Below are 20,808 nucleotides of genomic sequence, written 5' to 3'. Positions count from 1 at the left end.
CCTCACCGATCGTCGATCGGGACGAACTCGGACTCCGTGGGGCCCGTGTACCGCGCCCGCGGGCGGATGAGGCGGTTGTCCTCCTGGTACTGGACGACGTGGGCGATCCAGCCGCCGACGCGGCTCATCGCGAAGATGGGGGTGTACATGTCGACCGGGATGCCGAGCGAGTCGTAGACGGAGCCGGAGTAGAAGTCGACGTTCGGGGCGATCCCCTTGTCGAGCAGCCCCTGGTCGGTGAGGTACTCCTCGATCGCGGTGGTGTAGTCGAGCCACTTCGTGTCGCCGGACGACTCCGAGAGGTCGCGGAGCTTCTCCTCGAGGATGTTCGCGCGGGGGTCCTTCACCTTGTAGACGCGGTGGCCGAAGCCGGGGATACGGCGCCCGTCCTCGCGGGCGTCTTTCACCCACTGCACCGGGTCCTTGTCGGAGGAGTCGACCTCCTGAAGCACCTCCATCACGTCCTGATTCGCACCGCCGTGGAGGGGACCCGAGAGCGCGCCGATCCCGCCGGTGACGCCGGAGTACACGTCCGCCATCGTCGAGCCGATCACGATCGCCGTGAACGTCGAGGCGTTGAACCCGTGGTCGGCGTGGAGCGTCAGCGCCATATCGAACGTCTCGGCGCTCACCTCGTCGGGCTCGGTTCCGGTGAGCATGTAGAGGAAGTTCGCGGCGTGCGACAGTTCCGGGTCGGGCGCGACCGGGTCTTCGCCCTGCCGGGCGCGCTCGAAGGCGGCGAGGATCGTCGGGATCTTCGCCGTGATCCGGCGACCCTTCCGGAGCGTCGCGTCGAGGTCCGCGGGGTCCGCGTCCTCCTCGGGCTCGTACGCCGACAGCATGGAGACCGCGGTCCGCAGGGCGGCCATCGGGCGTTCGCCCGCGTCGGCGAGCGTCCGAACGGTCTCGAGCACGCCGTCGTCGACGGCGCGTTCGGCGGCCAGGTCCGCGGTGAAGGCGTCGAGTTCGTCGCGTGTCGGAAGCGACCCGTGCCAGAGGAGGTACAGCACCTCTTCGTAGCTCGCGCCGCGCGCGAGGTCCTCGATGTCGTAGCCACGGTACACGAGCTTGCCGACCTCACCGTCGACGTAGCTCAGATCCGACTCCGCGACGAGGACGCCTTCGAGCCCGCGCTTTAACTCGTCTGACATGCTGTGACCTTCCGACCACCACCAAAAAAGCGTTATCTTTCAGGAGGAACTTGTACGACGATCGTCGAATCGATCCGCGTCGCGCGACGGCATTCAGCCGCTTCGGTTTGCGGGTGCCCCGGTGACGGCCCCCGGCAGTCTCAACCGAGGCGGGCACGGAACCCGGACGGCCAGCGAGCCGGCGCGAAGCTCAGCGAGCCGGAACGACCGTCACCGTGCGTTTCCGGTCGATCGCGTCCTCGAGCTCCTCGGCGATCGCGGAGCCGCGAGATACCTGGACCTCGCCGCCGCGGCCGACGGTGGCGGTGAAGAGGTACTCGCCGTCCGCGCGCACCTCGACCGTCTCGCCGACGCCGGCGTCGACGTCGATGACGACGTGCCGGGAGGTTATCTCGGGGGTCACGACGGTGCCGCGCTCCTCGCCGACCTGTCCGCCCTGCCCGTTCGCGCCGCGCCCGTCGCCGCCCGACCCGCCCCCGCGGCCGCCGGGTTTCTCGTCGTGCGTGCGGACGTCGACCTCGATCCCCAGCCGGTTCTCGATGTCGCTGATGCGGCCGCCGCCCTTGCCGATGACGGTGCCGATGTCGCCTTCGGAGACGTACACCACCGCCTCGTCGTTCCCCTTGAGTTCGACGTCGACGTGGCCGTGTGCGACCGACTTGATCTCGCGTTCGATCTCCTGTTTCGCGATCCGACCGACGCCCGTTTCGGACTCGGCCTCGCCGCCGTCTTCGTTCAGCGGAACCGTGACGACCTGCCGGTTGAACGTGTAGATCTCGTACTCGGGGCGCCCCGTCTCGAAGTTCGACACCTGAATGACCGGTCGTGCGAGGTCCTCAGCGGTGAGTCCCGCCGGCACCTTCACCTCCGTCGCCACGTCGTAGACGGTGTGGACCTCGCCGGCCTCGATGTAGACGACGGTGTCGACGATCTGCGGGATCATCCCGAGCTCGACGCGGCCGACGAGCCGCTGGAGCGCGTCGATGGCGCGCGAGGCGTGGACGACGCCGACCATCCCGACGCCGGCCATCCGCATGTCCGAGAACACCTCGAAGTCGTTCGTCTTCCGGACCTCGTCGTAGATCGTGTAGTCGGGCCGAACGAGGAGCAGCGAGTCCGCGGTGTTCTCCATCTCGCCGCCGAGCGCGCCGTACTGCGTGATCTCCGGGCCGACCTGGAGGTCGCGCGGCTTCTCCATCGTCTTCACCGCGTAGTCGCTGTCGTTCAGGAACTCCGCGACCGCCTGCGCGAACGTCGACTTCCCGGCGCCAGGCGACCCGGAGATGAGCACACCGCGCTTCCGCTCCGCGAACCGGTCGCGCAGTTCGTCGGCGAACTCGTAGTCGTCGAGGTCCGTCTTCGCGATAGGTCGGACGGCGGTGATCTCGAAGCCGTCGGCGAACGGGGGTCGCGCCACCGCGATCCGGTAGTTCCGGAACTGGACGATGTCCATCCCGTCGTCGGAGAGCTCGATGAACCCCTCGTTCGACTGGCGCGCCAAGTCGACGATCGAGTTGGCCCACTCGCGCATCTGCGCCTCGTCGGTGGGGTCGTCCGCGATTTCGACGTAGCGCATCTCGCCGAGCGCCCCGCGCTTCGCCTTCGGAACGGTCCCCGTCTTGAGGTGGACCGACATCGTCTCCTCGGTGAAAAACTCCTGTATCGGCAGCTCGTCGACGACGCCGCGGGCCACCGGCTCGACGTACTCGACGTCGATCCCCTTCGCGCGGGCGACCTCGGCCTGCACGACATCGCTGGAGAGGAGCGTGGCGTCGCGGTCGGCCGCAGTATCGCGGATCAGCGCGTCCACGTCGCCCTCGTAGGCGTGCGATCGGGCGTCACCGTCGGCGCGCTCGCCGACGTACTCCAGTTCGATCGTCCCGTCGTCGGCGAAGTCGGCGAGCCGCTTGAGCTCGCTCAGCCCGTCCCACCCCGACTCCAGCCCGTCGTTGGCCTGCGACTCCAGCTCGCCGACGACGGCCTCCGGGACGAGCACCGTCGCCGCCGCGTAGGTCCCGTCCTCGACGCGTTCGGACACGCGGCCGTCCACGACCGCACTGGTGTCCGGTACTACGTTCATACCGTGAGTCCGGGCGGGAACCGTATAAGCGTGTTCGACCGGACGGCGTCCACGTCGGCGGCGAATTCCCCCGGTGAATCAGTCGTCCGCCGCCGCGACCGACCCGCGATCGGCCCGCAGCCGCCGGGCGTACGCGACGAAGTTGTCGAACAGCGGCTTCGCCTCGCAGGCGGCGTCGTAGGCCTCGGGCGTGATCTCGGCCAACACCGCGTCGACGCGGGCGTCGCCGAGGCGCTCGCGTTTCCCTTCCGTGACCTCTCGCGCCGTGTCGAGGTCGTACTCGGGGTGGAACTGGACGCCCCAGCAGTGGCCGTCACGGAACGCGTGGACGCCGTGGTCGTTCTCGGCGAGCAGGGTCGCGTTCGGCGGAAGCTCTGTAACCGTGTCGCCGTGGGTCGTGAAGACGGTGAACGCCTCGTCGACCCCCGCGAACAGCTCGTCGTCGCCGCGGTGGCGCACCTCGTTGTATCCGATCTCGAACTCGTCCATGCCGGCGACGCGCCCGCCGAGCGCCTCGGCGACCACCTGGTGGCCGTAACAGACGCCGAGCACCGGACGGCCGGCCTCCGCGGCTTCGGCGACGTAATCGATGAGGGGCGGGATCCACGCCTCGTCCCAGTAGACGGAGGAGCGCGACCCGGTGACCACGACCCCGTCGAACTCGGTGTGGTCGGGCAGGTGCCCGTCGCTGACGGAGAACTCGACGAGGTCGGCGTCGAGCTCCCGCCGGAAGTTCCGACGGGTGTTCGCGCCCTCGTGGGCGGCGTTCAGCAGGGCGAACCGGAGGCGTGTCATTGGACGCCCCGAGACGCGACGGAGCAAAAACGGTTGCGGCGGCGGGAAGCGCTACCGGCGTCGGCGAGCGGCGGGTTCGGGCGGGCGGCGACCGCGCTCACCCCGAGAAGGGGTCCGCGGCGTGCTCCGCGAGCCAACCGACGAGGGCGTCGTTGACCGCGGCGGACGCCTCCACGCCGACGAGGTGGCGCGCGCCCGGGACTGCATGGAGCTCCCCGCGCGGGAGCCCCTCGGCGAGCCCTTCCGCTGCCGGCTTCGGACAGACCGCGTCCTCGGTCCCGTGGACGACGAGGGTCGGCGTCGTGAGCTCGTACAGCCGGTCCGAAACGTCGAACCCCTCGACCGCGGCGCGGTGAGCCTCGAACGTCTCGCGACCGGCGTCTTCGCCGAGCCGCCACTCGACGATCCGCGAGAGCACGTCGGGATGCCGCTCTCGGAACGGCTCCGAGAGGAGCCCGTTCAGCGACCCCTTCACCGACGACGGCGTCGACGGGTCGGCCCACACGCCGTCGGGGTTGTAGGCGTCGCCCGCGGGCGGGGTCCCGATCACCGAGAGGCTCGCCGGGCGCGACGAGGCGAGCGCGTACGCGAGCGCGACCATGCCGCCGAGCCCGTACCCGACGAGGTGGGCGTTCCGGACGCCTTCCGCGGCACACACCGCGTCAACGTCGCTCGCGAGGTCCTCGACCGCGTACGGCCCCGGCGGCGCGTCCGACCGGCCGACGCCCCGCGTTTCGGGCGTGATCACCGTGTGCGGTCCGGCGAGCGCGGCGTGTTGCCAGCCGAACTGCCACGCGCCGAGCCCCACGTCGCCACAGAACACGACCGCCTCGTCGGGGTCGCCCGCGTCGGGGGCGTCTACCTCGTACCGGATCTCGACGCCGGCGTTGTTGGCGTGGGGCATGGAGAGCGGTGGTTCGCTAGGCCTCCTGCAGGTTGCGAAGGACGTCCGGCGCCGCCTCCAGCGCATCGTCGAGCGCGCCGGCGTCCGGGCCGCCGCCCTGAGCGAAGTCCGGCGGGCCGCCGCCGCCGCCGCCGACGCGCGCCGCGAGTTCGGAGACCACCTGTCCGGCGTTCACGTCGACGCCGTCGGGAACGCCGACCACGAAGCTCGCGGAGCCGTCCGCCCCGCTGCCGACGACCGCGACCTTCCCGTCGTCGACGTGGGCGTTCGCGGTCGCGCGCAGCTCGTCGGCGTCGCCGTCGAGGCGCTGGATCACCGCGGTCACGCCGCCGACATCGACCTCCTCGGCGTCGGCGCCGCCGGAGGCGCGCGCCGCCGCGAGCTCCTCTTTGAGCGACTCGATCTCCTTCCCGCGCGCCTTCCACTCGTCGAAGAACCGCTCCGCCGTCTCGGGCACGTCGAGCGGGTCGACGTCGAGCGCGTCGGCGGCGTCGTACAGCGCGTCCTCGGTGCGCTGTGTCGCCTCGACCGCCGCGCCGCCCGCGGCGAACACGATCCGCTCGACGCCGTCCTGCACGGGCTCCGTTTTCAACACCTTCACCGCGCCGATCTCGCCGGTCCGTTCGACGTGAGTGCCGGCGCAGGCCTGCACGTCGGCGTCGCCGACGTGGATCAGGCGGACGTTCGTTCCCGGGGGAACCCCGCCCTGATAGAGGTCGAAGCCGTGTTCCGCCTCCGCCTCGTTGCGGTCGGGCCACTCCTGACGCACCGGCACGTCGTCGCGGACGAGATCGTTGGCGACGCGCTCGATCGCTTTGACCTGATCGCGGGTGATCCGCTCGAAGTGGCGGACGTCGAGCCGGGAGGAGTCGATCCCCTTCTGAGCGCCCGCCTGCCGGACGTGTTCGCCGAGCACCTCGCGGGCCGCGTGGCCGATCAGGTGAGTCGCCGTGTGGTGGGCGCGGAGCCGGTCACGGCGGTCGCCGTCGATCTGTCCCTTGACGAACTCCCCCTTGCCCGGATCGGCGTCGGTGCGGTGAAGCACGACGCCGTCGCGCTCCTGTACGTCGACCACGTCGACGGTCGTCTCGCCGGCGGTGAGCTGCCCGCGGTCGGCGGGCTGGCCGCCGCCCTCCGGGTAGAACATCGTCTGGTCCAACACCACGTCGTACCCCTCTTCGCGGTCGAACACGTCGAGGACGACGGCCTCGAACTCGGTGCGCCCCTGGTCGTCGTAGAACAGCTTCTCCGTCTCGGGGAGGTCGTCGAGCCGGCTGTCGCGGTCCCCGTCCGACTCGTCGCCGTCCTCCTCCTCGTGGCGGTCGGCGACGAGCGCGTAGAAGTCGTCCGGCACGTCGACGGTCGCGCCGCGCTCGGCGGCGATGTCGGCGACCATGTCGGGCTGGATCCCGTGGGAGTCGTACAGCTCCAACAGCGCCTCCGTCGGGATCGGCTCGCCCGTGCCGGCGTACTCGTCCGCGAGCGACTCCACCTTCCGAGAGCCGCGTTCGAGCGTCTTGCGGTACTTCCGTTCCTCGGTGCGGACGATCTCGCGGATCGTGTCGCGGTTCTCGTAGCCGAGCCGATCGGCCTGCATGTCGACCAGCTCGTCGAGCGGGGCGTCGACGCCGACCTCGTCGACGAGCCGCTTCGTGCGCCGAAGCACCATCCGAGCGAGGTATCCCGTCCCGACGTTCGAGGGGACGATCCCGTCGCCGAACATGTACGCGAGCGTCCGCGAGTGGTCGGCGATCGCGTAGATCGACTCGAGCGGCTCGACCAGCTCGCGGAGCCGGTCGACCTCGACGTCGAGCCGATCGGCGATCTCGCCGCGGGCGGCCTCCACGTCGTCGACATCGTCGATGTCGAGCCGGCCGGAGAGCTTCGCGGCGCGGTGGACGATCGCCTGCTCCTCGTCGTCGTAGTCGATCCCCGCGTTCTCCTTGAGGAAGTCGATCGCGTCGGGGTACACCGCCTCGTACACCGTCGCCGTCCCCTGGCTCATCCACGTCCACCGTTCGAGCCCGTACCCGGTGTCGACGATGTACGTGTCCATGAACGAGTACGTGTGCCCGTCCTTCATCTCGTAGTCGCCGTCGGGGTCGCGCTCCATGCACATGAAGACGAGCGTCGCCAGTTCGGCGCCCTTGTAGATGACCTCGATGGCGGGCCCGGCGTTCCCGCCGCCGACCCACGGGTCCTCGATGTAGGTGATCTCGTCGAGGTCCGCACCGAGGCTCTCGAACAGCTCGTCACAGTACTCGACGGTCTCGTCTTTCCAGTACACCTCGCCGTGGTAGGCGTACTCGTCCTCGTCGACCTCCTCGCGCGTGTTGAACGCGTGATGGGCCATCATCTCGAAGGCCATCGTGTGTCGGCCCGTCTTGCCGACGTTGTCGATGTCCTGCATCCGGATGCAGGGCTGAGAGATGGTGAGGGGGTTCGCGGGCGGCGGCGTCTGGCCGGACGTGACCAGCGGCTGGAAGTCGTAGATCGACGCCTGGGTCAGGAGCACGTCGTCGCGCCAGCGGTTCGCCGCGACCGGGTACGGGTCGATCCGCTCGTGGTCGTGCTCTTCGAAGAAGGAGAGAAACGCCTCCCGCATCTCCGACAGCGAATGGGCCTCCGGAAATCCCGGGTCGTCGATGAAGCTGTAGTCCTCACAGGGCGGCTCACCGCACAGTTCGCGGTCGGCGTCGCGGGTCCAAAAGTGCGCGCCACAGGAGGGGCACTCCTTCCGCTCGAACCCCTCCTCTTCGAAGTAGTCGAGACGGTACTCCGCTTCGAGGTCGCTCATTACACGAACGTGACCCGTGTTCCGTCAAAAGGGTTCCGGGGTGCCTTCCGACGCGCTCCGCCCACGGGTGCTGAGACACGCGCCGCAGCCGTGACGGTACGCAGTCCCGTTCTCCGGGGAAACTGGACGACTGGAGAAAATTTTATCCGAGCACAGATGGTGTTTATCGGCATCGTGAACACCGAGCCGAGGAGGCGGCGATCTGTTCTCGTCCTCTCCGGCAACCCGGGCGACGCGGCCGACGTGGCCGACACACTGCACGCGTTCGACGCCTCCGCGGCGTCCATCGGCGACGCCGCTCCGTCTGCACCCGGCGACGATGACATCGCGACCGCGGACATCGCCGTCGTCCTCGATGCCGAGGGGCTCGACGCGGTCCGCGACCGCGGCGGCTCGTTCCGCGTGGTCGCCTTCGTCGACGACCCCGTCGCACCGCCGGCGACCGACCCGCTCGTCGACGCAATCGCGACCACGCCGGCTGACCTCGACGCGACGCTCCGCTGGCTCGTACGCAGGGAAGAGTCGACGCTCGACCATGCCAACGAGCGGCTACGGGCAGAACGCGATCGGCTGCTGGCGCTGTTCTCGAACGTTCCCGATCCGGCGATCGCGTACGACTACGTCGACGGCGATCCGATCGTTCACCGGGTCAACGACGCGTTCGAGGAGACGTTCGGCTACGACGCGGATCGCGTGGTCGGCGAGTCCGTCGACGACTACATCGTCCCGACCACCGACGAGGCGGCGTCCGAGGCCGCGGATCTCAACGAGCGTCTCCAGCGCGGCGAGAGCGTCAGGCGAGAGGTGACCCGCGAGACCGCGGAGGGGCCCAGACACTTCATCCTCCACGTCGTCCCGATCCGGCTCGACGCGGAGAACGTCTCCGGGTACGCCATTTACACCGACGTGACGGAGCGGCGCGAGCACGAGGCGGCGCTGGAGCGACAGAACGAGCGGCTCGACGAGTTCGCGAGCATCGTCTCCCACGATCTCCGGAACCCCCTTTCCGTCGCGGAAGGGTACGTCGACCTCGCCCGCGAGACCGGCGAGACGGAGTATCTCGAGAAGGCGACCGAGGCGTTGGGACGCATGGACGAGCTCGTCGGCGACCTGCTCTCGCTGGCCCGACAGGGAGAGTCGGTCGGCGAAACCCAATCCGTCTCGATCAGCGCGCTCGCGAGAGACGCGTGGGAGAGCGTCGACACGGACGACGCCGAGCTCGTCTTCGACGGCGACGTGACGATCGACGCGAACCCGACCCGGACGCGCGAGCTGCTGGAGAACGTGTTCCGAAACAGCGCGGAGCACGGGCGACAGTCACCCGACGGGAGCGGCGGTGACGCGCTCACCGTCCACGTCGGGGCGGTGTCGTTCCGCGGTGCCGACGGCGGTTCGGAAAGCGGGTTCTTCGTCGAAGACGACGGCTGCGGACTCCCCACGGACGAGTGCGACCGCGTGTTCGAGAGCGGGTTCACGACCGAAGAGAACGGGACGGGACTCGGACTCGCGATCACGGAGCGGATCGCCGACGCGCACGGCTGGGACGTGCGCGCGCTCACCGGTGATTCCGGCGGCGCGCGGTTCGAGTTCAGGACCTCGTGACGGTCCGAAACGACCTTACGCCGCGCGCTCGCCTCTCCGATATATGGTCGAGAACGTCGTTTATCCCGCGTACTTCGACGCCGACCGATCGCGGTCCGAAGGGCGTCGCGTCCCGATGGACCTCGCGATCGAGGAGCCCACCGTCGACGAGATCGCGAAGGCGGTCCAACAGGTCGGCTACGACGCGGTGATCGAGCGCGAGAAAACGTACTCCCGCGAGTTCGAACCGCGAGGCTCGGTCGTCGTCAAAGGCACCGAAGACACCGCGAAAAACGACCTCGTACAGGCGATCGCGGCCTACCTCGGGATCATCCGCGAGTGACGATGCGACGCGTCGGCACCGTCGTTCGCACGGCAGGGGGCCTCGCTATCGCCCGCACGGAGGCGGGCGCGGAGCCGCCGCGGATCGGCTCGTCGGTGGTCGACGAGTCGCTCGCGACGGTCGGCCGCGTCGTCGACGTGTTCGGGCCCGTCGGTCGACCCTACGTGGCGGTGACGCCGAGCGACGACGACCTCGCGTCGCTCGTCGGCGGGAAGCTGTACGCGCGCTGACGGCCCGGCAGCGCACTCCGTCCCCTCACTCAGGGGTCGGCGATTCCGCGGTGCCGCCGACAGCCTCCGTCTCGTCCTCGTCACTCTGACCCTCGTCGCCTCGTTCCTCGCCGTCGTCGTCGCTCACGATCGAAAAGTCGTCGATCGTCTTCGTCGAGCGCACGAGCCGCTCGGCGACGACCAGTTTCTCCATCCGATCGAGCCGGTCCCAGTCGATCTCCGTCGGCGGCGACTCTTCGAACGCCTGGAACTGCTGGTACACCGCCTCGTTGACGAACCGCTCGAACGAGTCGCAGTTCGGACACGTCACCGAGAGGTGCGAGGTGTCGAACTCGCGGCTCACCGTGTGTTCGAGGCAGTTCAAACAGCGGTACGTTCGAGTGCGACTCATAGACGAACCACGGGACCGAACGCGCTAATACCTGCGGGTACCGGTGCGGAAAGCGGTGCCCGAAGCGCCGCGAGGCGGCGCCGGGCCGCTAGAACAGCGCCGACGCCGCGGCCTCGGCGGTCTCGATGACCGGGCCGAAGCCGGGCAAGAGGAGCACCGTCGCGACCGCCGCGAACACGACCGCGGCGTACAGCCCGGTCGGCCGCACGTCGATCGCGTCCAGCGAACTCGACGAGGCGGGGTCGTCGATGAACAGCGCCTTCACGACTCGGCTGTAGTAGTACAGCGAGATGACGCTGTTGACGGCGCCGAACGCCGCCAGCCACAGGAAGCCGTTATCGATGGCTCCCATGAACAGGAAGTACTTCGAGAAGAACCCGGCGAAGGGCGGCAGCCCGGCGAGCGAGAACATGAACACGGCCATCGCGACGGACGCGACCGGCGCGCGCCGTGAGAGCCCGGCGTAGTCCTCGAAGGTCCGACCGACGCCCCACCGCTCCGCCATCGCGACGAAGAGGAACGCGCCGGTGTTCATGAACCCGTAGACGAGCAGGTGCGCCATCGCCGCGCCCATCACGGCGTCGTTCGCGCTTCCGCTCTGTGACAGCGCCGCGACGCCGATGAGCACGTAGCCCGCGTGCCCGATGGAGGAGTACGCGAGCATCCGCTTGACCTCCTCCTGGACGGCCGCCGCGAAGTTCCCGAGCGTCATCGTCACCGCGGCGAGCACGCCGAACGCCAGCACCCAGTCGATGCCGGCGGTGAGCGACGCCCCGACCGGGAACGCCTCGGTGAACAGGCGGAACGCGACCACGAAGCCGGCCGCCTTCGAGGCGGACGAGAGGAACGCGCTCACCGGTGCGGGCGCGCCCTCGTACGCCTCCGGCGCCCAGAAGTGGAACGGGACGGAGGCGGTCTTGTACGCGACGCCGCCGACGATCATCACGATCCCGAGGCCGGCGACGCCGGCGAGGCCGGCGAGCGAGCCGATCCCCTCGGCGACGCCGGCGAACAGCAGCGAGCCGGTCGCCGCGTACACGAGCGAGATCCCGAACAGGAAGATCGCGGAGGAGAGCGCGCCGACGAGGAAGTACTTCATCCCCGCCTCGACGCTCCCGCGGTCCTGCTTGAGATACGCGACGAGCACGTACGACGGCAGCGACACCATCTCGAGGGCGACGAAGACGACCGCGAGCGAGTTCGCCGCCGCGAGCAGCGCCATCCCGGTCGCCGCGAACACGACGAGCGAGTAGAACGCCGCCGGACTCGCGTGGTCGTGGAAGTAGTCGTGGGCCGCGACGACGACCAGCGCCGTCACGGACGCGAAGATGGCGGTGAAGAACAGCGCCATCGTGTCCACCTTGATCGCCTCGGCGAACAGGGTGATCGCGCCGCCGGTGTCGGCGCTGCCGGTACCGGAGACGACCAGCCAGACGCTCGCCGCGAGCGCGGCGAGCGACCCGAGCGCGCCGACGACCGCCATCGAGGTGTTCGACCGCGCGTCGGGGCTGATCGTGTCGACGAGCAGCAGCGCGAGCCCGGTGAACGCGAGCAGGAAGACGGGCAACAGCGCCGCCACTTGTGGTAGCGTGTTAACCATTGATAGTCACCCCCTCGACCACGGGAAGGGCAGCGTCACGGATCATCTCGAAGAAGATGTCGGGCGCCACGCCGAGCACGATGATCGCCACCAGCAGCACCGCGAGCGGGGCGACGTCGTGGAACGGCGCGGGACCGACCTCGTAGTCGGTTTCGAGCTCGAACGGCCCGAACAGCGTGCTCTGCATCGCCGACAGCAGGTAGCCGGCGACGATGACGATACCGAACATCGCGAGCGCCGTGAAGAGCGGCGCGTACGGCAGCGCCGGAGCGGAGAACGAGCCCACGAAGATGAAGAACTCACCGGCGAAGCCGGCCATCAGCGGGAGCCCCATGTACCCGAACGCGCCGGCGACGAGGATGCCGACCGCGACGGGCATCCGGTCGGCCATGCCGGACATGTCGCCGACCATCCGCGTGTGCGTCGCGTTGTAGATGACGCCGACGGCCATGAACATCAGCCCCGAGATGAGGCCGTGCGCGACCATCTGGAACGTCGCGCCGCCGACGCCGTACTCGGTGAACACGACCAGCCCGAGGATGACGTACCCCATCGACGAGACCGAGGAGTACGCGACGATCCGCTTGAGATCCTTCTGCGCCAGCGCCAGCATCGCGCCGTAGATGACGCTGATGACGGCGATAGCGGCGATCGGGACCGCGAGCGCGGACGCCTGGTCCGGGAGCATCGTGAAGTTGAACCGGAGCAGCGCGTACGTTCCCATCTTCAGGAGGACGCCCGCCAGCAGCACCGACACCGGCGTCGGCGCCTCGACGTGAGCGTCCGGGAGCCACGTGTGCACCGGCACGATCGGGACCTTCACCGCGAAGCCGGCGAACATCGCGACGAACGCGATCATCGCGATCCGGTCCGGCGAGATGCCGAACCACGTCTCCAAGCCGCCGCTGGCGATCGCCTGCGTGATCTCCGGCAGCGCGAACGACTGCGTGTCGCCGAGCGCGAACGTCAGCGACATGAAGCCGATGAACATCAACAGCGACGCCGCGTTCGTGTACACGAAGAACTTGATCGCGGCGTACTTCCGGCGGGGACCGCCCCAGACGCCGATGAGGAAGTACATCGGCACGAGGACGGCCTCCCAGAAGACGAACCAGAGGAAGAAGTCAAGCGCGGTGAACACGCCGAGGAGGTTCGCCTCCATGAACAGCATGAGCCCGTAGAACTGACTCTGGCGGGCGTCGATCGGCGTCCACGCGCTCACGATCGCGAGCGGGACGAGGAACGTCGTGAGCACGACGAGCGGGAGGCTGATCCCGTCGACGCCGACGAACCACGACACGGTCCGACCGCCGACCTCCAGCCACTCGATCTGCGTCGCGTACGCGATGTCGCCGCCCGTGAGGGCGTTGCCGGCACCGTCGAAGCCGGACCAGAGGTACAGCGCCCCGGCGAACGGGAGCAGGCTGAACGCGAACGCGAGTCGCCCCGCCCACTCGTCCGGAGCGAGCAGCACGAGGAGCGCGGCCACGAACGTGAACCCGATGAGGGCTTCGATCATCATAGGAACCACCCCCCGCTCACGCCGAGCGCGAGCAGCAGCGCGACGAGCCCCAGCGTGAGCAGCGTGGCGTACTGCGACACCACGCCGCTCTGGAGCCGGCGAACCCGGCTCCCGCCGAAGAGGCTCACCGACGAGACGCCGTTGACGACGCCGTCGATGATCCCCTGATCGAAGGTGTTAGCGCCGCCGGCGACGTCTTCGGTGCGATACGCGAGCCATACCTGCAGTTCGTCCAAGTAGTAGTTGTTGTACAGCACGTCTTTGATCCCGCCGAGCTTCGCCGTGTGCTCCGTCGGCGACGGAACGTTGTAGAGCCGCCAGGCAACGAGGAGCCCGCCCAGCGCCAGGCCGAGCGAGACGGCCGCGCCGACGAGCACCGTACCGACCTCGCCGCCGACGAGATACCCGCTACTGTACGGACCGATGTCCGCGTAGTGGTGCGAGGAGAGGCCGTCGATGCCGCCCCAATGGTTGTCGAGCCACAGGTGGAGCAGGTCGATCCCCTCCACTCCGAGCACCTTCTGGACCGGCACCATGTTGATGAATCCGGTGACCACCGCGAGCACGCCCAGCACCGTCAGTGGCCCCTTCACGTTCCAGCGAACGGGTTCGGGGTCGCGAGCGGTCGCGCTCCGGGGCTCGCCGTGGAACGTCAGGAACACCATTCGGAAGGTGTAGAAGGCGGTGACCGGCACCGCGAGCAGTCCCATCAGGTAGCCGCCGAGCAGCAGCGGGTCGTTGAGGCCGTGCACGAGCGCCTCGTAGAGGATCTCGTCTTTCGACCAGAAGCCGGCGAACGGGAAGATGCCCGCGAGCGCGAGCGACCCGGCGAGGAACGTGTAGTACGTCACCGGCATCTTCGATTTGAGCCCCCCCATGTCCCACATGTCCTCGTTGTGATGCATCGCGATGATGACCGCACCGGCGCCGAGGAACAGCAGGGCCTTGAAGAAGGCGTGGGTGGTCAGGTGGAAGACCGCGGCCACGTACCCGCCCGCGCCGAGCGCGAGCATCATGTAGCCGTACTGCGAGATGGTGGAGTACGCGAGCACCTGCTTCAGCTCGTCTTTCACGAGCCCCATCGTCGCCGCGAACAGCGCGGTGAAGCCGCCGATGAAGGCGATGATCGCGAGCGCCGTCGGCGACAGCGCGTAGAACCCGTACATGCGCGCGACGAGGTAGACGCCGGCCGCCACCATCGTCGCGGCGTGGATCAGCGCGGAGACGGGCGTCGGGCCCTCCATCGCGTCGGGGAGCCACGTGTGGAGCGGGAACTGCGCGGACTTCCCGACGACGCCGCCTAACACGAGCAGGCCGACGACCGTGAGCCACGTCTGCAGTTCGACTCCGCCGGGCGTCCATGCGACCGATCCGGAGCCGTTGAGCGCCGCCTCGGCGAGCGCCGGGAACGACCCCTCACCGGCGAACTGCGCCGTGCCGAACGTCGCGAGCACGGCGACGACGCCGATCAGGAAGAAGTAGTCACCGAACCGGGTGACGAGGAACGCCTTCTTCGCCGCCGACGGCGGCCCGGGCTCTCGGAAGTGGAACCCGATGAGCAGGTACGAGCAGAGCCCGACCAGCTCGAAGAACATGAACGCCATCAGGAGGTTGTCGGCGACGACGAATCCGAGCATCGAGGCCGAGAACAGCCCGAGCCCGGCGTAGTACCGGGGGAGCCCCGTCTCGCCCTCGTCGTTCATGTAGCCGAGCGAGAACACGTGGACCAGAAGCGCCACGAGCGTCACGATGACGAGCATGAGCGCCGACAGCGGGTCGATCAGGATCCCGAAGGACAGTTCGATGTCCGTCGGACCGATCCCGCCTGCGTCGGCCCACGTGTAGAGCGTACGGTTCGCCGCCTCCCCGCCCGCGACCGTCGCGAGCACCCACAGCGAGAGCAGGAACGATCCCGCCGTCGCCGCGATGCCGCCGAAGGCGCCGCCCTTCGGAAGGTGTTTGCCGACACCGAGGGCGACCAGGAACGAGAAGAACGGGAGGAGAACGATCGCCGGAACGTATGAGAACACGTCTATCATGTTACCACCTCATCTCCGTTGGAACGGTCACGTCGGTGACGCCGAAGTTGCGGTACAACACGAGGATGATGCCGATCCCGATCGCGACCTCTGCGGCCGCGAGCGCGATGACGAACAGCGCGAACACCTGTCCCGTGAGGTCACCGTAGTACAGCGCGAACGCGACGAAGTTGATGTTCGCGGCGTTCATCATGAGCTCGACGCTCATCAGGAAGTACAGCGCGTCGTTCCGCGTGAGCACGCCGAACAGGCCGATACAGAACACGGCGGTGGCGAGCAGCAGGTACCACTGGGGCGGTATCGAAGCGGCGACAGCGGTCATTTCCGCTCACCCCCCTCTTGCCCGCCGTCAGTAAGCGCCTTGCCCACCGCGGCGACGATGGAACCGTCCTCCTCGCGTTTCGCCAGGTAGACGGCGCCGTCGACGGCCACGTCGAGTGCGACAGCCGCGATCAGGAACGCCGCCAGGAAGCCCTCGGACGGCACCGAGCCGAGCTCGTACTCGCCGAGGTTGAAGAGGGCGTACCCGATGTTGTGGACGATCGACGCGTCCGCCGGGAAGCCCCCGACCGCGCCGAATTCGGCCGACAGCGCGGTCAGGGCCATGATGACGAACAGGAGTCCGACCGCAATTGCGGGCACGAGACGCCCGCGGCTCCGGGAGCCATCGTTACTCATGCGCTATTCACCTCCGTTTCCGTGTCCGATCGCGTGAGCATCACGGCGAACGTGACGAGAATCAAGACCCCGCCCACGTAGACGAGGATCTGCATGGCGGCGATAAACTCCGCCTGCAGCATCACGTAGTGCACCGCAACGCTCGTCAGGGCACCGCCCAGAAGCAACGCGGCGTGGAACACGTCGCGCGCCAGGACGACCCCGAGGCCGAACGCCAGCGTGACCGCGGCGAACAGCCCGAACGCGATGGTAGCATAAACCATTGTGTGTGTCTCCTATGAGAGTCCCTTTGAAGATTTCGAGACGCGCCCGCTACTGGTAGTCGACCTCGCCGTCTCCCTCCCCGATCCACGCGCCGCGATCGGGGTTCCGGGACTCCAGCGGGTCGATTCCCTTGTACCACGGGACGTTCTTGAGCTGTTCTTTGTTGAACACGAAGTCGTCCTTCGTGTCCGCGGTGAACTCGAAGTTCTGTGTCAGGAGGATCGCGTCGACCGGGCAGACCTCCTCACAGAGCCGGCAGTAGATGCACTGGCCGATGTGGAGGTTGTACTGCTCGCCGTTGCGCTGCTCGTCCTGCACGATCTGAATCGTGTCGTTCGGGCAGACGTTCTCGCACTGGCGGCACCAGATGCACCGCTCCTGACTGAACTTGTGGACGCCGCGGAAGCGCGGGCTGACCTCGGGCGCTTCCTCCGGGTATTCCACCGTGAACGTCTTCCCGTCCAGCGCGTGCTTCATCGTCGTCGCCATGGATTTCATGAGTCCAATCATATTACGCGATCACCCCCACGATTACGGCCGTGAGCACCAGGTTCGCGAACGACAGCACGAGCATTCCCTTCCAGCCGATCTCGATCAGCTGATCGATCCGGACACGAGGTATCGCCGCACGGGCCCACTGCGTGAACAGGAAGAAGCCCCAGACCTTCACCACGAACCAGATGAAGCTGATGCTCTCCGGGCCCGGACCGGACGCGCCGCCGAGGAAGACCACGGAGAGGATCGCACCGCCGAGGAAGATGTGGACGAACTCGCCGAGGTAGAACAGGACGAAGTACGCGGAGGAGTACTCCGTCTGGTACCCGGCGACGATCTCGGTCGGCGCTTCGGGGATGTCGAACGGGTTCCGGCCGATCTCCGCCATGTTCGCCGTGAGGAACAGCACGAACGCGAACGGGTTCACGAACGCGAACCACGCCGGGATCGAGACCCCGGCGATCGTCACGAGCGTCTCCGTCTGCGCCCCGACGACCCCGCTTATCTGAAGCGTCCCCGCGAAGATCACGACGGACATCGCGGTGACGATGAGCGGAATCTCGTACGCGAGGTTCTGCGCGACGGCGCGGAGGCCGCCGAGCAGCGAGTACTTGTTGTTCGACGCGTAGCCGGCCATCACCAGGGAGACCGAGGCGATGGACGCGAACGCGAACACCAGCGCCAGTCCGACTTCGGGATCGGCGAGATGGATGTTCAGCGGCCCGATATGCCCCATCGGAATGACGGAGAACCCGAGCATCGCCGACGCCGGCAGGATGATCGGGGCGATGTCCCACGTCGGGCGGTCGACGCCTTCGGGGATGATGAGCTCCTTCGCGAGCAGCTGGACCGCCGCCGCCGGAATGATGAGCAGCCCGTAGGGCCCGATCCGGTCGACCGCGATACGGTCGGTGAACGCGGCGGTGATCTTCCGCTTCGCCCACGGCCCGGCGACGCCGGAGAACGCGAGGATGATGTTGGCGACGAGCGCCGCCCCGATCAGGGAGGCCACGACATCGCCGAGGATGCTGTCGATCCCGAACGTGTCGACGAGGAACTCGGGGAACAGCTGTGCGGGCGCCGTCCCCATCAGCGGTCCACCTCCCCGAGCACGATGTCCAGGCTACCGAGCGCGGCGACCACGTCGGGGATGTACTCCCCGTTTGCCATCTCCGGGAGCGTCTGGAGGTTCGAGAAGCACGGTGAGCGGATCTTGAAGCGGGCGGGTTTGTCGGTGCCGTCCGCGCGGATGTAGATGCCGAGTTCGCCCTTCGCCCCCTCGACGGCGCGGTAGATCTCCGTGTCGTCGTCCGGGCGCAGCGTGCGCGGCACGTTCGCCTGGATGTTCCGCTCGTCTTCGGGCCAGTCCTCGAGCAGGTCGACGCACTGCTCGATGATCTTCGCGGACTCCTCGACCTCGCGCATCCGGACGAGGAGGCGGCTGAAGTTGTCGCAGCCGTCCTCGGTGATCACGTCCCAGTCGAGCTCGTCGTAGTAGCCGTACGGGTCGTCGCGGCGCAGGTCGTAGTCGACGCCCGACCCGCGGGCGACGGGACCGGTCGCGCCGTAGTTCTTCGCCACCTCCGGGGGGAGAACCCCGGTATCGATCGTCCGCATCTGGAAGATCTCGTTGGAGGTGATGAGGTTGTGGTACTCCTCGATGGACTCCGGGAGCTGGTCGAGGAAGTCGCGGGTCTTCGAGAAGAACTCCTCGCGGGGCTCGGGGAGGTCCCAGACGACCCCGCCGAGACGGAAGTAGTTGAACATCAGCCGCTGCCCCGTCAGATCCTCCAAGAGGTTCTGGACGCGCTCGCGGTCGTTGATGGCGTACATGAACGTCGCCGTGAAGTCGCCGTTGATGTCGAGCGCGAAGGTGGCGAGCGCGAGCATGTGCGCGGCGATCCGGCACATCTCCGCGCCCATCGTGCGGATCACCTGCGCGTACTCGGGCACCTCGATGTCGGCGAGGTCCTCGGCCGCGCGGGCGTACGCCCACTCGTTGAGCAGGCCCGCCGAGATGTAGTCCCAGCGGTCGGGGTACGGCATGATCTGGTGCCGGTACGTCCCGTTCTGCGCCATCTGCTCCTCGCTCCGGTGGAGGTAGCCGATGTCGGGCTCGACGTCGATGACCTGCTCGCCGTCGAGCGTCGTCTTCAGGTGGAGCACGCCGTGCGTCGCCGGGTGGTGCGGCCCGATGTTGAGGAACATCGTGTCGGACTCGGCGTCCTTGTGGTGCTCCTGGAGCGGGTTCGCGTGCTCCGGCAACGTGGCGATCTGCGGCCGGTCCTTGTCGTAGTCCATCGAGAGCGGGTGGCCCTGCCACGTCTCGGGCAGGAGGATCCGGCGCAGGTCGGGGTGATCGTCGTACTCGATGCCGATCAGGTCGTACGCCTCCCGCTCGTGCCAGTCCGCCGTGCGGAACACCGGCTCGGCCGACTCCGAGACGGGGTTGTCCTTGTCCGCGGGGACGACGACGCTGACCTCCTGGGTCGGGTCGTCGAACTTCTTCAGGTGGTAGATCGATTCGTAGCGGTTCTCGTACTCCTGAGCGGAGACCACCGAGAGGTGGTCGTACCCCGCCTGCTCTTTCAGGATCGAGAGCGTCTCCTGAACGGTGTCGGGCCGGATCACGAACCCGGGCGCGTTCAGGTGGTCGTCGCGGTCGACGACGAGGTCGCCCAGGAGCGCCTCCAGCTCGTCCGGAGTGCGCTCGACGGCGCCGTCGTCGACGGAATCTGGTCGTTCGAGGCTCATGGCGAATCAGCGAAGTTGTACCGCATGACGAGTTCGTCGTCGTCAATCTGGTCGGCGAGCTTGTCGACGAGCTCGTCGCGTTCGAGGTCGGAGAACTCCTCCAGCTCGTACGGCTTGACGGTGACGGGCGCGGCCTCGCCGTTGGCGACGCGCTCCTGCAGCTTCACGACGCCGTAGACGAGCGCCTCGGGGCGAGGCGGGCAGCCGGGGACGTGGATGTCGATCGGGATGACCTCCTCGGCGCCTTTGATCACGTTGTACCCCTCCTGGAACGGACCGCCGGAGATGGTACACGAGCCCATGCCGACCACGAACTTCGGCTCGGGCATCTGGTCGTAGACGCGCTTCATCCGCGGCGCGAACTTCGAGACGATCGTCCCGGGGACGATCATCACGTCGGCCTGTCGCGGCGACGCGCGGGGGACGCCCGACCCGAAGCGGTCGAGGTCGTGTTTCACCGCGTAGGTGTGCATCATTTCGATGCTGCAGCAGGCGATGCCGAACTGCAGCATGAACATCGAGGAGCCGCGACACCAGTTCAGGAACTTGTCGAACTTGGTGAGGATGAACGGCGAGGAGCCGAACGCCTCCCGGAGCCGGGAGTTAAACCGGTCCCCCTGCCCGGTCATCCGGGCGTCGCGGGTCTCGGTTACGACTTGCGATTCGTCGGTGATGAATGGTTGATCGCTGCTCATTGGTTGAGGTCACGCTCCGTCTTTCGGCTGGTCGCGCGGGGACTCCGGGCCCAGCTGATCGCCCCAGAGCGCCACGCCCAGACGAGCCCGATCGCGAGGACTCCGACAAAGGCCAACATCGGCCACAGCAGGTCGATCATCGGCACGCCAGCGCTGATCGCCGGACGGTAGATGACGGCCCACGGGAACAGTAACACGGTCTCGATGTCGAACACGACGAACAACAGCGCGACCATGTAGTACTGGATGTTGAACCGGATCCGCGTCCCGCCCGTCGGGGTCTCGCCGGACTCGTAGGTGGTACTTTTACCGGTCTCAGGCACACTCGGACGGAGCAACGCCGACACCGACATCATCCCCAGCGGGATGAGCAGGCCGACGGCCGCCAAGGCGCCGATCGCTATCCAATCACTCATATAGGTCTCCGTAACGTGCGAGGATTTGGACCGCCCCCTCATAAGCGTTGAGTCTTCACCGCAACGCCCCCAC

At 67.9% G+C, this 20,808-nt stretch carries 20 protein-coding genes; 3 read left to right on the top strand and 17 right to left on the bottom strand.

What is annotated here, in order from left to right:
- Positions 1-2: 2 nt before the first annotated feature.
- From citZ to alaS, 5 genes are all read right to left on the bottom strand, one after another.
- Entirely contained in the window at positions 3-1,151 is a 1,149-nt protein-coding gene (gene citZ / locus DJ69_RS05775) for a citrate synthase (protein WP_099254729.1), read from the bottom strand.
- Between the two features lie 190 nt (positions 1,152-1,341).
- On the bottom strand, positions 1,342-3,231 hold the full coding sequence (locus DJ69_RS05770) for a PINc/VapC family ATPase (RefSeq protein ID WP_099254728.1): 1,890 nt from the start codon (positions 3,229-3,231) through the stop codon (positions 1,342-1,344).
- 78 nt (positions 3,232-3,309) lie between these two features.
- Positions 3,310-4,026: a type 1 glutamine amidotransferase gene (locus DJ69_RS05765; RefSeq protein WP_099254727.1), complete on the bottom strand. Its 717-nt coding sequence runs from the start codon at positions 4,024-4,026 to the stop codon at positions 3,310-3,312.
- A 97-nt stretch (positions 4,027-4,123) separates the two neighbouring features.
- Entirely contained in the window at positions 4,124-4,930 is an 807-nt protein-coding gene (locus tag DJ69_RS05760) for an alpha/beta fold hydrolase (RefSeq protein WP_099254726.1), read from the bottom strand.
- A 16-nt stretch (positions 4,931-4,946) separates the two neighbouring features.
- Positions 4,947-7,727, bottom strand: coding sequence for an alanine--tRNA ligase (gene alaS / locus DJ69_RS05755; protein ID WP_099254725.1), 2,781 nt, complete (start codon positions 7,725-7,727; stop codon positions 4,947-4,949).
- Positions 7,728-7,883: 156 nt separating this feature from the next.
- Here alaS and DJ69_RS05750 point away from each other — a divergent pair, with 156 nt between their 5' ends.
- From DJ69_RS05750 to DJ69_RS05740, 3 genes are read left to right on the top strand one after another with little or no spacing between them, the layout of a single operon-like run.
- A complete protein-coding gene (locus tag DJ69_RS05750) occupies positions 7,884-9,329 on the top strand; it encodes an ATP-binding protein (protein ID WP_099254724.1) in 1,446 nt (481 codons plus the stop codon).
- A gap of 43 nt (positions 9,330-9,372) precedes the next feature.
- The gene (gene srp19, locus DJ69_RS05745; protein WP_099254723.1) at positions 9,373-9,651 is read left to right on the top strand and encodes a signal recognition particle subunit SRP19; all 279 of its coding nucleotides are present in this window, start codon (positions 9,373-9,375) and stop codon (positions 9,649-9,651) included.
- Positions 9,652-9,653: 2 nt separating this feature from the next.
- Positions 9,654-9,881, top strand: a complete 228-nt coding sequence (locus tag DJ69_RS05740; RefSeq protein WP_099254754.1) for an H/ACA ribonucleoprotein complex subunit GAR1 — start codon at positions 9,654-9,656, stop codon at positions 9,879-9,881.
- A 25-nt stretch (positions 9,882-9,906) separates the two neighbouring features.
- Here the strand turns inward: DJ69_RS05740 and DJ69_RS05735 are convergent, their stop codons facing one another.
- The 12 genes from DJ69_RS05735 to DJ69_RS05680 all read right to left on the bottom strand — a co-directional run bounded on the left by DJ69_RS05735 (position 9,907) and on the right by DJ69_RS05680 (position 20,735).
- Positions 9,907-10,272, bottom strand: coding sequence for a hypothetical protein (locus DJ69_RS05735; RefSeq protein ID WP_099254722.1), 366 nt, complete (start codon positions 10,270-10,272; stop codon positions 9,907-9,909).
- An 88-nt stretch (positions 10,273-10,360) separates the two neighbouring features.
- Positions 10,361-11,872: an NADH-quinone oxidoreductase subunit N gene (locus tag DJ69_RS05730; protein ID WP_099254721.1), complete on the bottom strand. Its 1,512-nt coding sequence runs from the start codon at positions 11,870-11,872 to the stop codon at positions 10,361-10,363.
- Complete coding sequence (locus DJ69_RS05725; protein WP_180271730.1) at positions 11,865-13,394, bottom strand: complex I subunit 4 family protein; 1,530 nt, start codon at positions 13,392-13,394, stop codon at positions 11,865-11,867. The genes DJ69_RS05730 and DJ69_RS05725 overlap by 8 nt, the downstream gene beginning before the upstream one ends.
- Positions 13,391-15,433: an NADH-quinone oxidoreductase subunit L gene (gene nuoL / locus DJ69_RS05720; protein ID WP_099254719.1), complete on the bottom strand. Its 2,043-nt coding sequence runs from the start codon at positions 15,431-15,433 to the stop codon at positions 13,391-13,393. Before nuoL ends, DJ69_RS05725 begins: the two co-directional genes overlap by 4 nt.
- A gap of 1 nt (position 15,434) precedes the next feature.
- Positions 15,435-15,755, bottom strand: coding sequence for an NADH-quinone oxidoreductase subunit NuoK (nuoK, locus tag DJ69_RS05715; protein WP_099254718.1), 321 nt, complete (start codon positions 15,753-15,755; stop codon positions 15,435-15,437).
- The gene (locus DJ69_RS05710; protein WP_099254717.1) at positions 15,752-16,111 is read right to left on the bottom strand and encodes a hypothetical protein; all 360 of its coding nucleotides are present in this window, start codon (positions 16,109-16,111) and stop codon (positions 15,752-15,754) included. Before DJ69_RS05710 ends, nuoK begins: the two co-directional genes overlap by 4 nt.
- On the bottom strand, positions 16,108-16,374 hold the full coding sequence (locus tag DJ69_RS05705) for an NADH-quinone oxidoreductase subunit J (RefSeq protein WP_004049822.1): 267 nt from the start codon (positions 16,372-16,374) through the stop codon (positions 16,108-16,110). The genes DJ69_RS05710 and DJ69_RS05705 overlap by 4 nt, the downstream gene beginning before the upstream one ends.
- A gap of 49 nt (positions 16,375-16,423) precedes the next feature.
- Positions 16,424-16,885, bottom strand: coding sequence for a NuoI/complex I 23 kDa subunit family protein (locus DJ69_RS05700; protein WP_099254716.1), 462 nt, complete (start codon positions 16,883-16,885; stop codon positions 16,424-16,426).
- Between the two features lies 1 nt (position 16,886).
- The gene (locus tag DJ69_RS05695) at positions 16,887-17,960 is read right to left on the bottom strand and encodes a complex I subunit 1/NuoH family protein (RefSeq protein ID WP_099254715.1); all 1,074 of its coding nucleotides are present in this window, start codon (positions 17,958-17,960) and stop codon (positions 16,887-16,889) included.
- On the bottom strand, positions 17,960-19,624 hold the full coding sequence (locus DJ69_RS05690; protein ID WP_099254714.1) for an NADH-quinone oxidoreductase subunit D: 1,665 nt from the start codon (positions 19,622-19,624) through the stop codon (positions 17,960-17,962). The genes DJ69_RS05695 and DJ69_RS05690 overlap by 1 nt, the downstream gene beginning before the upstream one ends.
- Complete coding sequence (locus DJ69_RS05685) at positions 19,621-20,319, bottom strand: NADH-quinone oxidoreductase subunit B (RefSeq protein WP_006113007.1); 699 nt, start codon at positions 20,317-20,319, stop codon at positions 19,621-19,623. The genes DJ69_RS05690 and DJ69_RS05685 overlap by 4 nt, the downstream gene beginning before the upstream one ends.
- The gene (locus tag DJ69_RS05680) at positions 20,316-20,735 is read right to left on the bottom strand and encodes an NADH-quinone oxidoreductase subunit A (protein WP_099254753.1); all 420 of its coding nucleotides are present in this window, start codon (positions 20,733-20,735) and stop codon (positions 20,316-20,318) included. Before DJ69_RS05680 ends, DJ69_RS05685 begins: the two co-directional genes overlap by 4 nt.
- Positions 20,736-20,808: the final 73 nt, after the last annotated feature.

This window comes from Halorubrum persicum (genome assembly GCF_002727125.1).
Taxonomy (GTDB): domain Archaea; phylum Halobacteriota; class Halobacteria; order Halobacteriales; family Haloferacaceae; genus Halorubrum; species Halorubrum persicum.
The sequence above is the reverse complement of the archived record's forward strand: the minus strand, read 5'-3'. Positions and strand labels throughout refer to the sequence as shown.

Excerpts from the sequence above, each read along its gene's own strand:
- citZ (WP_099254729.1), bottom strand. The coding sequence starts at position 1,151 with ATGTCAGACGAGTTAAAGCGCGGGCTCGAAGGCGTCCTCGTCGCGGAG.
- DJ69_RS05770 (WP_099254728.1), bottom strand. The coding sequence starts at position 3,231 with ATGAACGTAGTACCGGACACCAGTGCGGTCGTGGACGGCCGCGTGTCC.
- DJ69_RS05765 (WP_099254727.1), bottom strand. The coding sequence starts at position 4,026 with ATGACACGCCTCCGGTTCGCCCTGCTGAACGCCGCCCACGAGGGCGCG.
- DJ69_RS05760 (WP_099254726.1), bottom strand. The coding sequence starts at position 4,930 with ATGCCCCACGCCAACAACGCCGGCGTCGAGATCCGGTACGAGGTAGAC.
- alaS (WP_099254725.1), bottom strand. The coding sequence starts at position 7,727 with ATGAGCGACCTCGAAGCGGAGTACCGTCTCGACTACTTCGAAGAGGAG.
- DJ69_RS05750 (WP_099254724.1), top strand. The coding sequence starts at position 7,884 with ATGGTGTTTATCGGCATCGTGAACACCGAGCCGAGGAGGCGGCGATCT.
- srp19 (WP_099254723.1), top strand. The coding sequence starts at position 9,373 with ATGGTCGAGAACGTCGTTTATCCCGCGTACTTCGACGCCGACCGATCG.
- DJ69_RS05740 (WP_099254754.1), top strand. The coding sequence starts at position 9,654 with ATGCGACGCGTCGGCACCGTCGTTCGCACGGCAGGGGGCCTCGCTATC.
- DJ69_RS05735 (WP_099254722.1), bottom strand. The coding sequence starts at position 10,272 with ATGAGTCGCACTCGAACGTACCGCTGTTTGAACTGCCTCGAACACACG.
- DJ69_RS05730 (WP_099254721.1), bottom strand. The coding sequence starts at position 11,872 with ATGGTTAACACGCTACCACAAGTGGCGGCGCTGTTGCCCGTCTTCCTG.
- DJ69_RS05725 (WP_180271730.1), bottom strand. The coding sequence starts at position 13,394 with ATGATGATCGAAGCCCTCATCGGGTTCACGTTCGTGGCCGCGCTCCTC.
- nuoL (WP_099254719.1), bottom strand. The coding sequence starts at position 15,433 with ATGATAGACGTGTTCTCATACGTTCCGGCGATCGTTCTCCTCCCGTTC.
- nuoK (WP_099254718.1), bottom strand. The coding sequence starts at position 15,755 with ATGACCGCTGTCGCCGCTTCGATACCGCCCCAGTGGTACCTGCTGCTC.
- DJ69_RS05710 (WP_099254717.1), bottom strand. The coding sequence starts at position 16,111 with ATGAGTAACGATGGCTCCCGGAGCCGCGGGCGTCTCGTGCCCGCAATT.
- DJ69_RS05705 (WP_004049822.1), bottom strand. The coding sequence starts at position 16,374 with ATGGTTTATGCTACCATCGCGTTCGGGCTGTTCGCCGCGGTCACGCTG.
- DJ69_RS05700 (WP_099254716.1), bottom strand. The coding sequence starts at position 16,885 with ATGATTGGACTCATGAAATCCATGGCGACGACGATGAAGCACGCGCTG.
- DJ69_RS05695 (WP_099254715.1), bottom strand. The coding sequence starts at position 17,960 with ATGGGGACGGCGCCCGCACAGCTGTTCCCCGAGTTCCTCGTCGACACG.
- DJ69_RS05690 (WP_099254714.1), bottom strand. The coding sequence starts at position 19,624 with ATGAGCCTCGAACGACCAGATTCCGTCGACGACGGCGCCGTCGAGCGC.
- DJ69_RS05685 (WP_006113007.1), bottom strand. The coding sequence starts at position 20,319 with ATGAGCAGCGATCAACCATTCATCACCGACGAATCGCAAGTCGTAACC.
- DJ69_RS05680 (WP_099254753.1), bottom strand. The coding sequence starts at position 20,735 with ATGAGTGATTGGATAGCGATCGGCGCCTTGGCGGCCGTCGGCCTGCTC.